This window comes from Marinomonas spartinae, assembly GCF_900089775.1.
In the GTDB taxonomy this organism is placed as follows: Bacteria; Pseudomonadota; Gammaproteobacteria; order Pseudomonadales; family Marinomonadaceae; genus Marinomonas; species Marinomonas spartinae.
Genome location: NZ_FLOB01000001.1, coordinates 664,065 through 677,534 on the forward strand (window position 1 = coordinate 664,065; position 13,470 = coordinate 677,534).

Consider the following 13,470-nt stretch of genomic DNA (forward strand, 5'->3'; position numbering starts at 1 on the left):
ATTTTAAGGTGTATTTTTAATTATGCATATGACACTCCTGTGTTTTCTGTTTACTTTGGGTAGAACAAGTTAATGTCTCTCATTGAGAGAAGGCAGAGTGTGAATGAATAATCAACAAAAGCCCTACGATAATATCCCCGGTACGACTGTCTTTGACGGTGATATGGCCAGAATAGGCTTCCATCTGAATCAATTTTGTATGTCGTTAATGCAAGAGTCTAATCGTGTTGCGTTTAAGCAAAATGAACGGGCATATCTTGATCAATGGCCCATGACGGAAGCGCAAAAAACCGCAGTACTTGAACGGAACTTTAGTCAGCTCATCGCTTTGGGTGGCAACATTTATTACCTTGTCAAAATCAGTTCGACGGATGGTTTGAGTGTGGCGGCAGCGGTTTCCACCATGACCGATTTATCTGTTGATGAATATATCGACATGATGCGCCGTGGTGGGCGTTCACCAGAGGGGAATCGTTTTACTGATCAGGGCGAGAGTAAACCGTCTGAGGAGTCGTTATGGCAAAAGTAACCTCTGGATTAGGGACATCCCATATCCCGTTATTAGGGTATCTAATGGACAAGGGGGAAAGTCACCTCGAAAAGTGGGCTCCCATTTTTAAGGGGTATGAGTTCACTAAAAAGTGGATTCGTGAACAGAAACCCGATGTAGTCATTTTGGTTTACAACGACCATGCGACGACATTTGATATGAAACTCATCCCAACGTTTGCTATTGGTTGTGGAGAAAGTTATCGCCCAGCGGATGAAGGCTATGGTGCGCGCCCAGTGCCCCTTGTAAAAGGGGCGCCCAAGCTGGCGTGGCATATTGCCGAGTCCGTTATATTGCAAGGATTTGATTTAACAATTGTCAATGAGATGACCGTCGACCATGGTCTGACGGTTCCCTTGTCGATGGTGTTTGGTGAGGTAGAGGAGTGGCCCTGTCAAGTGATCCCCTTGGCGGTTAACACGGTGGTTTATCCCGCCCCAACGGGTGAGCGCTGCTTAGCGTTAGGCAAGGCCATTCGTGCTGCAGTCGAGCAATTTCCCGACGATTTGACGGTTCAGGTGTGGGGCACAGGTGGCATGAGTCACCAATTGCTAGGAGAGCGAGCAGGCTTGATTAACCGTGAGTGGGATCTTGCTTTTATGGACGATCTAAAGAACGACTATGAGAAGCTGGCGAAAATTTCTCAAGTCGAATACATCCGCGAATCGGGCACCGAAGGGAGTGAAATGGTGATGTGGTTGATCATGCGTGGCGCACTTAATCATGAGGTTCAAGAAGTTCATCGACATTATCATGTGCCAGTTTCCAATACAGCGCTAGGCCATTTGATCTATGAAAATGCCAGCCAAGAGAGTGAGGAGGAGAAAACGTTATGACGTTATCCCCCACAAAGCCAACATTGGTTTGTTTATCTGGTTTATTGTGTGATCGACGGGTTTGGCAAAAGGTCGCATCCTACTTAGAACCAGAGGCCGATGTGCATATTATGAGCTTCGCCGGCTTTGATGATCTGACGGAGATGGCTAGGCATGTATTGTCTACCATCAAGGGTGAGTTTGCTGTGGCAGGCCACTCTATGGGAGGGCGAGTGGCATTGGAAATCTACCGCCTAGCGCCACAGAGAGTGACTCATCTGGCGCTGTTAAACACAGGTGTTCATCCGAAGTCAGACAAAGAAATACCTGGACGTATGCGGTTGATTGATGTGGCAAAACAGCAAGGTATGTCAGCTTTACCAACACAGTGGCTTGTTCCCATGATGTCTCCTAAAGGATTAAGCAGTGAGCATTTAATGGCGGACTTGACGAAGATGGTGGAGTCTTATTCCGTTGAGCACTTTGAGAAACAAATCCATGCGCTGATCCATCGTCCTAATGCGGAAGAGATGCTTGCGCAGATCTCGGTGCCCACCTTGCTACTTTCCGGTACGCAAGATACCTGGAGTCCTGTGTCTCAACACCAAGCAATGCAAGAGAAAATAGTAGGTAGTGAGCTGGTGGTGATCGAGGAGGCTGGGCACATGGCCCCAGCGGAAGCTCCTGATGAGATTGCACTGGCGCTGCAAACCTGGCTGAAGAGAGCGTAGAACCATTATGAATAATCAATCAATGGACAACTTATTAATCGAATGGCAATGCCAGAAGCTGGTTACTCGCTCGATTAATTTGCTCGATCAAGGGCGTTGGCAAGAGTTAGCAAACTGTTATACAGAAGAGGGTGAATTATATCGGCCAAGTGCCCCTACCGTAAAAATTGCAGGGCGCGATGCGATTCTCGCTTCTTTTACCGCACGCCCAGCGAAAGAAACCTGCCATGCACTGACCAATATGGAAGCCAATATTATCAATGACCACTCGGTTATTGTGACATCGCGAGTGGTGCTATTCTCTTCAGGTAAAAAGTCTGCTGATAAAAAGTCTTCGGATAAAAAGTCTGCGAATAAAAAAGTCGATGACATCGAAAGTATGGTACAGGCGAATGGCGATATCTTTATTGGTCGCTTTGTCGATGAGCTTAAAAAAATAAAGGGTGAGTGGTTAATCGCCAAGAGGAAGGGGTCAATCGAACTGCATTACACAGGCTCTTCAGATAAAACAGGTTAACTTTATCAAGCTTCATCCACCAATGGCCGTTACCGACACTCTCCACCATGCTTGCTGTTGATATCATTAGGAAGCATGGTGGGTGAAGGCGATTAAGCGGCTTTATTACTGCTGCGTTTTTTCTTTTTCAAGAATGTCTTCAATAGCCTGTTTAAAGTTCTCGGCGGGTTGGCCACCGGTAATGGCGTATTTATTATTAATGATAATAGTCGGCACTGAGGTAATGCCGTGTTGTTGCCAAAAAGCTTCTTTTTGACGAACGTCGTCTGCGTATTGACCGTTCTCTAAAATGCCTTTTGCCGCAGCGGAATTTAGGCCGACTGCAGCGGCAAGTTTGGCAAGCACATCATAATCACTCACATCCAGATTGTTGGTAAAGTGCGCCTTAAACAGGGCCATTTTTAGCTCAGCTTGTTTGCCTTCGTGCTCCGCCCAATGTAATAGGCGGTGAGCGTCAAAGGAGTTTCTCATGCGACTTTCATCATTAAAATTAAAATCAAAGTCGACTTCTTCTCCCCGTGCTTTTATTTGCAAACGGTTTTGATCTGATTGCTCTTTGGTAATGCCATATTTCTCCGTGATATGTTCTTGAAAAGCTTGTCCTTCGGCTGGCATATCAGGGTTTAGCTCAAAAGGCTGGAACGTTATCTCGGCATCAACGGTGTCCTCCAGTTGCGCCAAGGCGTTGTTTAAATTCCCCAAACCGACTACGCACCAAGGGCACATGATATCGGAGATAAATTGAATATTGAGTGAGTCTTTCATGATCTGCTCGCTGTTAACAGAGTAAATGGTTAAGTGTATTGCATAGATTTATTGGGCTTGAGGGCGTAATAAAAAGGATGGCTGACAACAAAGAGGGAATATTGCTGTTAATTTGCACAATAAGTGTGATTTAATTCGTTTAGGTATGACATTATACAAGATCGCTTGTCGTCACTGGTCGATGTGCTTCGCCCAGTAAAAAGGAATCTGTGAAATGACCAATGCAATCAATAAAACAGCCTATGTGTATGTTTCGAATGCAAAAGACGGCACGGTGTCGCGTTATTCTTTTGATAAAACCCCGTTGACGATGGTGCCATTGGGGGAGACGCCAGTGGGGCCGAATGTGATGCCGTTGACTGTTAGTCCTGATAAAACGTATTTATATGCAGCTGTTCGTTCAGAGCCCTATCGCGTTGTCTCGTATCGCATTGATCCTGAGTCGGGGGCGTTAACGGAAGAAGCCGTTGCGCCTTTACCAGACAGTATGGCGAATATCGACCTAGATTTAACCGGGCGTTTTCTATTCGCGGCCTCGTATGGTGGTCATAAAATCAGTGTGAGTGCAGTCAATAAGTTGGGTCATGTTGGTGATGTCATACAAGAGCTAGCAACGGGACGCAATGCTCACGCTATCCATCCCTCACCTGATAATGACTTTGTTTTTGCTACTAGCTTGGGGGATGACCATATTGGGCAGTATCGCTTCGATGAAGTGACAGGCAAACTGTCTAAAAACGTTGTGGGTACGGTCGCCTCAGGAAAAGGAGATGGACCACGTCATTTTGTCTTTTCCCCTAACGGTCAGTATGTGTATTGCTTAGGTGAGTTATCTGGTGTGGTGATTACCTATCAATACGATGGATCGACAGGGTTACTGTCTTATAAAAGCGCTGTACAAGCCGTGCCTTCCGATAAGCTAGGTTTGGTGAATGGGGTTCCACCGTCTAAAAGCGTACAAAACGATCATCCGCCAGTCTGGGCGGCCGATATTCATGTTACCTCCAATGGACAATTTTTATATGTGTCCGAACGAACTTGCAGTATTATTTGTTGTTTGCGGGTGGAGCCGAAAACAGGCCGTGTGCAATACCAAGGGCATGTTGAAGTAGAGAAGCAACCCCGTGGTTTTGCGTTGACCGAAGATGACCAGTATATGGTGGTGTCTGGTGAAGCGGCGGATCACCTTGGTGTGTACCAGTTAAATGATCAAACTGGCATGCCCGTGAAGGTGAGCGAAGTGCCAAGTGGACAAGGTGCGAACTGGGTTGAGATAGTCGAGTTTTAATGGCTATTTAAATAACGGTTTGGCTTATGATGTTGCGCAAAGCTCTCTAAGAGGCTCCTCCATATAAGGTATTCCCTTTTTTCCTAACCGAGAGTGGCTGATAAGGATGCATTCTTGTGCATGACATTTCCTATCTATTGTTGTTTGTTTTTATTGTTGCCAGCTATGTGCAAAGTCTCACTGGCTTTGCCTATGGCTTGATTGTCATGTGTGTTGCCGGATTATTCTCTCTTGCGCCAATCGATGTGGTGGCTTTCTCAGTGAGCGCATTAAGCTTAGTGAATGCAGCGACAGGGCTCTATGGCGGTGTCTGGCGACAGGTGAATGGAAAAAACTTAATTGTCTATTTTATTGCTTGTACTCCAGCCATTGCGCTTGGCGTGTATCTACTGAGCTATCTAGGTAACGGTGCGCTGCATTGGTTGCAACTTCTGCTGGGCCTAACCATTGTGATTGCGTGTTTGATGAGTTTGATCAAACCTAAAGTCGGTGCTGAACCTTCACGCCCTTGGGTATACTTTGTATTCGGTGGTATTTCCGGTGTACTTGGTGGGTTGTTTGCTACCTCAGGGCCACCAATTTCTTATTTGATGTACCGCCAGCCTGTGTCGATCAGTGTGATTCGTGCCACCTTATTGAGTGTCTTCTTTGTCTCCTCTCTGTTACGTATTGGCATTATGGGCGTTAGCGGACAGATTACCGCACCGATGATTTGGTTGAGCATCGTTGGCTTTCCCTGTGTCTTTATAACGTCGCTATTGGCAAAACGCTATCCGCCTACGATTTCACCACACATCATTAAACGCATTGCGCTGATTTTATTGCTGATGTCGGGGGTGAGCTTGTCCCTTAAAGCCTTGCTTTAATAATTAAGGGCCTTGGTGCGACGCTGCGAGCGAAGCTTTCACAATAAAAAAGCACCAGATTAGGTGCTTTTTTGAGTAGGTTCATGGTATCGAGAAGACGATATTATTCTTCTTCTGGGATAACGCCCAGTTCAATTAGACGTTCACGCAAATAGCTTTTTGCCGTATGACGGTTGGACAATACGACTTCTGGTTTTGGGTGCAAGAATAGCGGTAAGGAGATGCGTGATTTTGTTTTATCGGCACCTTCAGGGTTAATCACGCGGTGTGACGTGGAAGGGAAATAGCCACCAGACGCTTCCTGTAACATATCACCGATATTCACCACCAAGGTGCCGAAATCACAAGGTACATCCATCCAAGAGCCATCTTTGGCTTTGACTTGTAAACCTGGCTCATTAGCGGACGGTAGAATGGTCAATAAGTTAATGTCTTCGTGAGCGCCTGCGCGGATTGCTCCAAGCTCTTCGTCCCCTTTCAATGGTGGGTAATGTAAAATACGCAGTAACGTTTGTTGGCTGCCCTCAACCATACTGGAAAGAGGTTGGGAGTAATGCTTCGCTACGTCGTCTGGGGAATATTGCTCAACCCAAGCTAACAATTCTTCCGCCAAGCTAGTGGCCTCACCATAGTATTGGGCTAACAATGGTTTTTGTTTTTCAGGGCACTGACCCCAAGGATAGTAATGGAAGTACTCTTTAATATCGCGTTTAGTATGACCTTTTGCCGTCTCTGCCACTTTAGGAGAGAAGTAACCATCTTGTGGGCCAACGTTATAACGATAGTCATGCTTACTTTCGCTTGAGAAAAAGGCCTGCCAATCTTCATAAATAGCACTGACCAGTTCTTTTTTGATAGGGTGATTTTTCAGTACACCAAATCCTGTCTCACGAAGAGATCTGACAAAGTCTTCTGCGGCGGTTGGGCTAGTGTAATCTACGGCTTTTAGTTGCATTGTGTGTCCTATTAAATCTCTGTTTTTGATATTTTTGATCGTCAGTCCGCATCACTGTGGATGAATGATATGAAACAAAAAAGAGCGACCTAAGAAGACCAGCCACTATGAAAAAACATTTTCAGATCAATAGCCTCACCTAAGTAACCAGTGCCATTTTTCGTGTTTTTCGCCCCAATGACAGTGCAATACCCAACAGGCGCTGTTGTGATAGTGAACAGAGTTGGCAAGGATATAACAGACATTTCAATGTTCTCTTACTGTGTCGCAAAGAATTTGTAACCATGACGAGGAATAGGTTGAGTTCCTGTCACAATATGTAGTTTACTGTGTGAAACCTTTGTTTTGAAGTGAAACACGTATTAATTGTGTAGTTTGACTGGGTAAATCAAATACTTAACCTATAATATCCTGATCGGCGTCAATTTTTTACCGATACGAAATACCGTAAGGCAACAAAAAGTTCTACACACCTTGAGTTTTACGAGGTCACATCCGACGCGAGATCCCTGCGTCTTCACAAAGAAGAGGGCAAGTTAATATGAATACATTTTTCGATTCGTTCAAAAATCATTTTCTCATTTCTATGCCACATCTTGATGACCCACACTTTGAACATACTGTGGTTTATCTTTGCGAGCACACACCAGAAGGGGCCATAGGTCTTGTTATTAATCGCCCTTCTAGCATTGATTTCAGTGAGCTTGCAGAGCATTTGAAGATGACTATTTCCTCCCCTAAGTTAGCCTCTGATCCCATTTATCATGGTGGGCCGGTGGAATCTGAAAAGGGCTTTATTCTCCATACCTCAGAAAAAACTTGGAGTAATACGCTCAAAGTAAACGATGAGGTCTCTTTATCAGCCTCTCTAGAAGCATTAGAAGACATTGCGCGCGGCCAAGGTCCAGAGGCTTATCGTATTACACTTGGCTGTGCTGGTTGGGAAGCTGGACAGCTTGAAAAAGAAATTGCGAATAACGATTGGCTGGTGTGTGAGGCGGATTTAGACGTATTATTCCATACTCCAAGCGATATGCAATTCACCGCTGCCACTAAGGTGCTGGGAATTGATATGGCAAGATTATCACCGGATATAGGACATGCTTAATGACGGTTACTTCGTCTGAAAGTGTTAACGATAAGCCCAATACTGAGCAATCAGTATTGGGCTTTGATTTTGGTACCACACGAATGGGTGTAGCATTTGGCCAACGCGTATTAGGGACGGCGCGGCCACTTGCACCTTTAAAAGCTAAAGAGGGCATTCCTAATTGGGATGAGATTGCAAAATTGGTGGAAGAGTGGCAGCCGGACGCTTTTGTGGTGGGGCTACCGCTGGATATGGATGGTGCTGAAAATGAGATGTGTCAACGGGCGCGTAAATTTGCGAAACGTTTGCATGGACGTTTCAATCGTCCTTACCATATGATGGACGAACGGTTATCCTCTTTTGAGGCCAAAGGGCAGGTGATTGCCCGTGGGGGAAATCGCAATTTTAAAGAGAACTCTGTGGATGGATTAGCCGCGCAAATGATTGTAGAAACTTGGTTCGCTGAAACGAGCTAATTGCTTGGGGCATTTGAATCATAAGTACATTCATACCATACATTCGAGCCAGTTGATGGTAAGGCAAACAAAGGTTTAGACAGCGATGAAGTTAGATTTAGAGCGTTCTTTAGCGTCTATGAAAACGCAGTTAACGGCGTATTGTGCGAAAAAGAGCATAGAAAACCCCATAGTGGTCGGTATTCATACCGGTGGCGTTTGGGTTGCCGAGCAGTTGATGAGTGCGGTGATGACGGATGAGCCGTTGGCGACGCTGGATATCACTTTTTATCGTGATGATTTCACTCGCGCAGGGCTGAATCCGAAAGTGAATCAAACGTTGCTTCCCGCTCTTGAAGATCGACATGTGATTCTGGTCGACGATGTGCTCATGTCTGGCCGTACGATACGCGCTGCGATGAATGAGATTTTTGATTTTGGCCGTCCTGCTAGTATTACCTTGGCTATCTTATATGATTTGGGGCAGCATGAATTGCCAATTCAGGCGGATATCGTGGGGGAACGGCTGACGCTCAATCCTGATCAAAGGGTTAAGTTATCAGGCCCTGAACCTCTGATGGTTTCTGTACTAGAGGCGCATTAAAGTGTGTTTCTAGCTTTATTTTTGCGTTAACAAATACGACAATTAGCAGATGGATATGAATGACGTTAATTTAGTTGAAACAATGACCGCCATGTTGGCATTGGATAGTGCCGAATGGGGCGTCGATGAAAAGTATCGAAACAGCCTACGCCATGACTGCTGTGACAGTCTGTGTGCTTTGATTATTCATCCCATTAATTTTGTTAACGTTATTAATGCCCGGTTGTAGTGAGTCTACACCGGGCATTTTTCTATCAACACCCTATTTAGAACAGAGAAAGACGATACCGTCTTTGCAGTTTGAGGAAAGCAAACCATGATGCGATCCGAACCTCGGGCATTACAGTTAAATGAACACGGACAGCTTAAGCACTTTTTGACATTGGATGGTCTAGATAAAACCATTTTGACAGAAATTCTTGATCGAGCTGATTCCTTTCTATCCATGGGCGAGCAGTCGGTGAAAAAAGTGCCTCTGCTGCGTGGTAAAACCGTGGTAAACCTATTTTTCGAGAACTCTACTCGAACCCGAACGACCTTTGAATTGGCGGCCAAACGCCTCTCGGCGGACGTGATTAACCTTAATATTGAAACCTCCGCCACCTCCAAAGGCGAGTCGCTCCTTGATACGCTAAAAAACCTTGAAGCCATGCAGAGCGATATGTTTATTGTGCGTCATTCCGACAGTGGGGCTGCTCATTTTATTGCCGAGCACTGTACGCCTAATGTTGCCATTATCAACGCTGGGGATGGTCGTCATGCTCATCCGACTCAAGCCATGCTCGACATGTTGACAATCCGTCGTCATAAAGGGCGGTTTGATGGCCTGAAAGTCGCCATAGTGGGGGACATTCTGCACTCGCGAGTCGCGCGTTCGCAATTACAGGCGCTTACCACTCTTGGGGTAGAAGAGGTGCGTTTAGTCGGTCCGAAAACTTTAGTGCCTAAGTTTTTTGAGGAAATGGGGGCCACCATTTGTCATGACTTGGAAGCAGGCTTAAAAGATGTGGATGTGATTGTTATGTTGCGTCTACAAAAAGAGCGAATGAAGGGGGCATTGCTACCAAGTGAAGGGGAATTCTACCGCTTATATGGTTTAACAGAAGAGACCTTGGCGTGGGCGAAGCCGGATGCCATTGTCATGCACCCGGGGCCGATTAATCGTGGTGTTGAAATTTCCTCTGAGGTCGCCGATGGTGCACACTCTGTGATTTTAAATCAAGTAACAAACGGCATTGCTGTGCGTATGGCCGTGTTATCCATGGCGATGAGTGGGCAGTTACAACGGGATAGTGGCGAGGATGAGAAATAATATGAAACTACGCATTCAAAATGGTCGAGTGATTGACCCAAGCCAAGACCTTGATGCCGTGACTGATTTGTTTATTGATAATGAAAAGGTTGCGGCCATTGGTGAAGCACCTGATGGCTTTGAAAACGCAGAAATTATTGATGCCACAGGCAAATGGGTGTTACCCGGTTTGGTGGATCTTGCCGTGGCATTGCGTGAACCAGGGCAAACTCAAAAAGGCAATATTGCGACGGAAGGTCGAGCGGCTGTTTCTGGCGGGGTGACAACGCTGGTGTGTCCACCGGATACGAATCCGATAGTCGATACATCTTCTGTGGCCGCGTTGATTCAAGATAAAGCAGACGAAGCCGGCATGGCCAATGTTTTTCCTATTGGGGCGCTAACAAAAGGTCTTGCTGGGGAGCAATTGAGCAACATGATGGCGTTGACGGATGCTGGCTGTGTCGCCGTTTCTAATCATCGTTACCCCGTTGTGAACACCAAAGTGTTATCCAGAGCACTCGAATATGCGGCGACTCATGATTTACTGGTCGTGTTTCATCCCGATGAAGAGAGCCTATCAGAAGGCGGTTGTGCCCACGAAGGTCTGATGTCTACCATGCACGGTTTAGCTGGCATTCCAGAAGAAGCGGAAACCATCGCCTTAATGCGAGATTTGTTATTGGTCGAAAAAACAGGGGTTCGGGCGCATTTTGCTCGTCTATCTTGTGCAAAATCCGTTGAAATGTTGGCGGATGCAAAAGCATCAGGACTGGATGTTACCGCTGACGTCGCGGTACATAATTTATTGTTAACCGATCAAATACTCAGCCGTTTTGATGGTCAGTACCATGTGCTACCTCCATTACGCGGTGATGAAGATCGTTTGACCCTGATCGAAGGTATCAAGGCGGGCGTGATTACGGCGATTTGTTCTGATCATCAGCCACATGAAAAAATGGCTAAAATTGCGCCATTTGCGGCTACTGAGCCTGGCATGGCCAATGTCGAAGTGCTGCTCCCATTAGCGATGGAATTAATGGATGAAGGGGACTTAGATTTATCGACTTTGTTGTCTTGCTTAACTTGTGGCCCTGCTAATTGCTTCGGCTTAGAGGCGGGCAGTTTAAGTGTTGGAAGCTTTGCTGACCTTATTATCTTTGATAGTACGGCCCGCTGGCAGTGGACTCATCATAACCGTAAAACCAAAGGGCATAACTCGCCATACTTTGGAACGACACTGACAGGTCAAGTCATCGCTACCTTTATTTCTGGCCAGCAAGTTTATCGACTGGCATAAGGCCCTCATCAAACGTTAGTCTTGAGAGAATTAAGTGCCATTTAATCGGTAAAATTGATTCAGTAGATTGTAAACTTATTACTGTATAGGTTAGTCTCTTAATCTGGTTGTTAACATTAAACATTTTGGTAGTTTAAATGGTGCTCAATTCTTTTCAGTCCGATGATGTTCAAGCTCTTCATGCTCGTCTGCTTCAGGTGGAAAAAGAGCGTGACTTATTGAAAACATTCAATATGAGCAGTGCTCAGCGTTTACTGTCTGTGGCAAGCGGTAAGCCTGTGTCTTTCTTTTGGAGAGATATTCAAGCAAGTATTCAAACAATATTGCCAGATTGTTACGGCCTTTTATTAGTCCGCAGTAAAGGTAGCCAGAATTGGGCATTAGCCAGTCGTGATGAAAAAAACGCTGCTTTGCTTAATTCTGAAGGGCAATTAGGAGCATTACCTAGAGCCTTGATGACGTTTTCAGAAAGTCCATCTTGCCCAAAACGACGGGAGGTAAATATTCAACTCTCTGTGGATTGGGGGCTTTGGAAAGGCTTTTTAGAGCTAAATGACTTTTCAGATGTGGTCATGTTGAATGTTTCAACCAAACAATATGATGATTATTTGATGGTCTTTTTTCAATGTCAGTCTACTGATATCAGTGATGATGTCATCGATCTAGTATTTGATGAAAGTGTGAATTGTATGAAGGCCGTATCGCAACGTGAGTACTCCGATCGTTGCCTATTTGAAGATGGCCATCGTGATCCCAAAACAGCTCTGTTACGTCGCTACAGTTTTGAGAATAACTTTGCCATGGTGCTAAAAGATTCGCGTCGACATTTCCAACGTGTGGCGTTGATGTCTTTAAGATTGCATACTCGAATAAACCAAGAAGACGCTTTGGATCTCAAAGCGTTAGCAGATTTGATTCAGAGTACCGTCCGCGATAACGATTTAGTGGCTTATTACGATGACGGTGAGTTTGTCATGGGTATTCGAATTCGTCATATGGAAGATGCGGAAGTCGTCGCTAATAAGTTGATGAAAGCATTGCGAGATCCTACATTAGCGGCTAAAAAACTCATATCTGATGGTGTCTCTATCGGCATTTCCTTTTACCCTGAACATTCTAGCTTGGACGATCTTTATCGTGCGGCCTCTTTTGCTGAGAATTCTGTGAGCGAGTCGTTTGGGCATCGTTTGGAGTTTCACGGCCGGGTTTATTCATCAAGTAATGACTTTTATGTTTTCTAAGTGCTTTGTATTACCTTGCCTGCCTTTTGATAAGCATCGTTAGTAAACCATCGGTAATACACAAGACAAAGGAGATCTATTTCGTATTGGCTGTATGTCTAACCTCGTTATCTGATTTCTCTTCATTGCTTTTCAGCTTTTTTTTCACCCCTAAAAAAGTGCTAACATGCCGTTATGTGCTTTGTTGAATGGACAGTAGCGAGCAGTTTTCTTTGTTGTTTTTCGTTTAATGCCAGTTTATAAGCTTGCTGTTGGATTTGAACAGCCAAAAGTCCAAAAGAAACTAGGGTTTTTTATGAATATTGAAACGAATCTTTCTCTTGTTGGTGAACAAATCGCGCAATTAGAGCGTCAATATCAACGTAATGCTGGCAGTGTGCGTCTGCTGGCGGTGAGTAAAACCAAACCGCTAGAGGCCATTAGGGCGGCGTATCAGGCTGGTCAGCGCCTATTTGGTGAGAACTATGTTCAAGAGGCCGTAGAGAAACACAGTGCATTGACTGATCTTGTTGGTATTGAATGGCACTTTATCGGACCGATACAGTCCAATAAATCACGGGTCATTGCACAGACTATGGATTGGGTGCATACCATTGATCGTGAAAAAATTGCTCGTCGTTTAAGTGAGCAACGTCCAGATGATATGCCCAAGCTAAATGTATGTATACAGGTGAATATTAGTGGCGAAGAAAGCAAATCAGGGATTTCTTTAGAGAGCTTACCTGAGATGGTTTCATTGGTGAAAAGTTTGCCTAACTTACAGCTTCGAGGATTAATGGCGATTCCCGCACCACAAGAAGATGAAGCAAAACAAATGGCAGTTTACCGTCCATTATCTCAGGCTTACCTTGAATTGGCGTCATCAGATAGCATGATAGACACATTATCCATTGGTATGTCTGGTGATTTATCGGCTGCTATTGCTTCAGGCAGTACCATGGTAAGGGTTGGCACGGCCATTTTTGGGGCCCGTGATTATATCTAATTATGAAGTGTATTTAG

The 13,470-nt window shown here is 45.2% G+C and carries 17 protein-coding genes; 14 read left to right on the top strand and 3 right to left on the bottom strand.

Annotated features, from left to right (window positions below; genetic code table 11):
• Window positions 1–103 precede the first annotated feature (103 nt).
• The 4 genes from ligA to MSP8886_RS02955 are packed head-to-tail and all read left to right on the top strand — an operon-like array spanning window position 104 to window position 2,613.
• The gene (gene ligA, locus MSP8886_RS02940) at window positions 104–529 is read left to right on the top strand and encodes a protocatechuate 4,5-dioxygenase subunit alpha (RefSeq protein ID WP_067012489.1); all 426 of its coding nucleotides are present in this window, start codon (window positions 104–106) and stop codon (window positions 527–529) included.
• Window positions 517–1,386 (top strand): class III extradiol dioxygenase subunit beta, encoded by an 870-nt coding sequence (locus tag MSP8886_RS02945; RefSeq protein WP_067012491.1) that lies wholly within the window; start codon window positions 517–519, stop codon window positions 1,384–1,386. The genes ligA and MSP8886_RS02945 overlap by 13 nt, the downstream gene beginning before the upstream one ends.
• Entirely contained in the window at window positions 1,383–2,096 is a 714-nt protein-coding gene (locus MSP8886_RS02950; RefSeq protein ID WP_067012493.1) for an alpha/beta fold hydrolase, read from the top strand. Before MSP8886_RS02945 ends, MSP8886_RS02950 begins: the two co-directional genes overlap by 4 nt.
• A gap of 7 nt (window positions 2,097–2,103) precedes the next feature.
• The gene (locus tag MSP8886_RS02955; RefSeq protein ID WP_067012495.1) at window positions 2,104–2,613 is read left to right on the top strand and encodes a nuclear transport factor 2 family protein; all 510 of its coding nucleotides are present in this window, start codon (window positions 2,104–2,106) and stop codon (window positions 2,611–2,613) included.
• Between the two features lie 105 nt (window positions 2,614–2,718).
• Here the strand turns inward: MSP8886_RS02955 and MSP8886_RS02960 are convergent, their stop codons facing one another.
• Window positions 2,719–3,378: a DsbA family oxidoreductase gene (locus tag MSP8886_RS02960; RefSeq protein WP_067012497.1), complete on the bottom strand. Its 660-nt coding sequence runs from the start codon at window positions 3,376–3,378 to the stop codon at window positions 2,719–2,721.
• 214 nt (window positions 3,379–3,592) lie between these two features.
• On the opposite strand from MSP8886_RS02960, the gene MSP8886_RS02965 reads away from it, so the two are divergent.
• On the top strand, window positions 3,593–4,666 hold the full coding sequence (locus MSP8886_RS02965) for a lactonase family protein (RefSeq protein ID WP_067012499.1): 1,074 nt from the start codon (window positions 3,593–3,595) through the stop codon (window positions 4,664–4,666).
• A gap of 116 nt (window positions 4,667–4,782) precedes the next feature.
• A complete protein-coding gene (locus MSP8886_RS02970; RefSeq protein ID WP_175365251.1) occupies window positions 4,783–5,532 on the top strand; it encodes a sulfite exporter TauE/SafE family protein in 750 nt (249 codons plus the stop codon).
• A 103-nt stretch (window positions 5,533–5,635) separates the two neighbouring features.
• Here MSP8886_RS02970 and MSP8886_RS02975 read toward each other — a convergent pair whose 3' ends face one another.
• Window positions 5,636–6,487 carry an isopenicillin N synthase family dioxygenase gene (locus MSP8886_RS02975; protein ID WP_067012503.1) on the bottom strand — a complete coding sequence of 284 codons (852 nt, stop codon included), beginning with the start codon at window positions 6,485–6,487 and terminating at the stop codon, window positions 5,636–5,638.
• An 89-nt stretch (window positions 6,488–6,576) separates the two neighbouring features.
• Window positions 6,577–6,732, bottom strand: a complete 156-nt coding sequence (locus MSP8886_RS22265) for a hypothetical protein (RefSeq protein ID WP_175365252.1) — start codon at window positions 6,730–6,732, stop codon at window positions 6,577–6,579.
• 296 nt (window positions 6,733–7,028) lie between these two features.
• Between MSP8886_RS22265 and MSP8886_RS02980 the strand changes: the two genes are divergently transcribed.
• The 8 genes from MSP8886_RS02980 to MSP8886_RS03015 all read left to right on the top strand — a co-directional run bounded on the left by MSP8886_RS02980 (window position 7,029) and on the right by MSP8886_RS03015 (window position 13,453).
• Window positions 7,029–7,595, top strand: a complete 567-nt coding sequence (locus MSP8886_RS02980; RefSeq protein WP_067012505.1) for a YqgE/AlgH family protein — start codon at window positions 7,029–7,031, stop codon at window positions 7,593–7,595.
• A complete protein-coding gene (gene ruvX, locus MSP8886_RS02985) occupies window positions 7,595–8,053 on the top strand; it encodes a Holliday junction resolvase RuvX (RefSeq protein WP_067012507.1) in 459 nt (152 codons plus the stop codon). Before MSP8886_RS02980 ends, ruvX begins: the two co-directional genes overlap by 1 nt.
• Before the next feature lie 85 nt (window positions 8,054–8,138).
• Window positions 8,139–8,636, top strand: coding sequence for a bifunctional pyr operon transcriptional regulator/uracil phosphoribosyltransferase PyrR (gene pyrR / locus MSP8886_RS02990; protein ID WP_067012509.1), 498 nt, complete (start codon window positions 8,139–8,141; stop codon window positions 8,634–8,636).
• Window positions 8,637–8,691: 55 nt separating this feature from the next.
• Window positions 8,692–8,865, top strand: coding sequence for a hypothetical protein (locus MSP8886_RS22270; protein ID WP_175365253.1), 174 nt, complete (start codon window positions 8,692–8,694; stop codon window positions 8,863–8,865).
• An 87-nt stretch (window positions 8,866–8,952) separates the two neighbouring features.
• Window positions 8,953–9,948: an aspartate carbamoyltransferase catalytic subunit gene (locus MSP8886_RS03000; protein ID WP_067012513.1), complete on the top strand. Its 996-nt coding sequence runs from the start codon at window positions 8,953–8,955 to the stop codon at window positions 9,946–9,948.
• Window position 9,949: 1 nt separating this feature from the next.
• Entirely contained in the window at window positions 9,950–11,227 is a 1,278-nt protein-coding gene (locus MSP8886_RS03005) for a dihydroorotase (protein ID WP_067012515.1), read from the top strand.
• 137 nt (window positions 11,228–11,364) lie between these two features.
• Window positions 11,365–12,468, top strand: coding sequence for a GGDEF domain-containing protein (locus MSP8886_RS03010; RefSeq protein ID WP_067012517.1), 1,104 nt, complete (start codon window positions 11,365–11,367; stop codon window positions 12,466–12,468).
• 295 nt (window positions 12,469–12,763) lie between these two features.
• Window positions 12,764–13,453, top strand: a complete 690-nt coding sequence (locus MSP8886_RS03015) for a YggS family pyridoxal phosphate-dependent enzyme (RefSeq protein ID WP_067013014.1) — start codon at window positions 12,764–12,766, stop codon at window positions 13,451–13,453.
• The last annotated feature ends 17 nt before the right edge of the window (window positions 13,454–13,470 follow it).

Excerpts from the sequence above, each read along its gene's own strand:
- MSP8886_RS02965 (WP_067012499.1), top strand. The coding sequence starts at position 3,593 with ATGACCAATGCAATCAATAAAACAGCCTATGTGTATGTTTCGAATGCA.
- MSP8886_RS22265 (WP_175365252.1), bottom strand. The coding sequence starts at position 6,732 with ATGTCTGTTATATCCTTGCCAACTCTGTTCACTATCACAACAGCGCCT.
- MSP8886_RS03015 (WP_067013014.1), top strand. The coding sequence starts at position 12,764 with ATGAATATTGAAACGAATCTTTCTCTTGTTGGTGAACAAATCGCGCAA.
- MSP8886_RS02975 (WP_067012503.1), bottom strand. The coding sequence starts at position 6,487 with ATGCAACTAAAAGCCGTAGATTACACTAGCCCAACCGCCGCAGAAGAC.
- MSP8886_RS03010 (WP_067012517.1), top strand. The coding sequence starts at position 11,365 with ATGGTGCTCAATTCTTTTCAGTCCGATGATGTTCAAGCTCTTCATGCT.
- MSP8886_RS03000 (WP_067012513.1), top strand. The coding sequence starts at position 8,953 with ATGATGCGATCCGAACCTCGGGCATTACAGTTAAATGAACACGGACAG.
- MSP8886_RS22270 (WP_175365253.1), top strand. The coding sequence starts at position 8,692 with ATGAATGACGTTAATTTAGTTGAAACAATGACCGCCATGTTGGCATTG.
- MSP8886_RS02960 (WP_067012497.1), bottom strand. The coding sequence starts at position 3,378 with ATGAAAGACTCACTCAATATTCAATTTATCTCCGATATCATGTGCCCT.
- MSP8886_RS02950 (WP_067012493.1), top strand. The coding sequence starts at position 1,383 with ATGACGTTATCCCCCACAAAGCCAACATTGGTTTGTTTATCTGGTTTA.
- pyrR (WP_067012509.1), top strand. The coding sequence starts at position 8,139 with ATGAAGTTAGATTTAGAGCGTTCTTTAGCGTCTATGAAAACGCAGTTA.
- MSP8886_RS02945 (WP_067012491.1), top strand. The coding sequence starts at position 517 with ATGGCAAAAGTAACCTCTGGATTAGGGACATCCCATATCCCGTTATTA.
- MSP8886_RS03005 (WP_067012515.1), top strand. The coding sequence starts at position 9,950 with ATGAAACTACGCATTCAAAATGGTCGAGTGATTGACCCAAGCCAAGAC.
- MSP8886_RS02955 (WP_067012495.1), top strand. The coding sequence starts at position 2,104 with ATGAATAATCAATCAATGGACAACTTATTAATCGAATGGCAATGCCAG.
- ligA (WP_067012489.1), top strand. The coding sequence starts at position 104 with ATGAATAATCAACAAAAGCCCTACGATAATATCCCCGGTACGACTGTC.
- MSP8886_RS02980 (WP_067012505.1), top strand. The coding sequence starts at position 7,029 with ATGAATACATTTTTCGATTCGTTCAAAAATCATTTTCTCATTTCTATG.
- ruvX (WP_067012507.1), top strand. The coding sequence starts at position 7,595 with ATGACGGTTACTTCGTCTGAAAGTGTTAACGATAAGCCCAATACTGAG.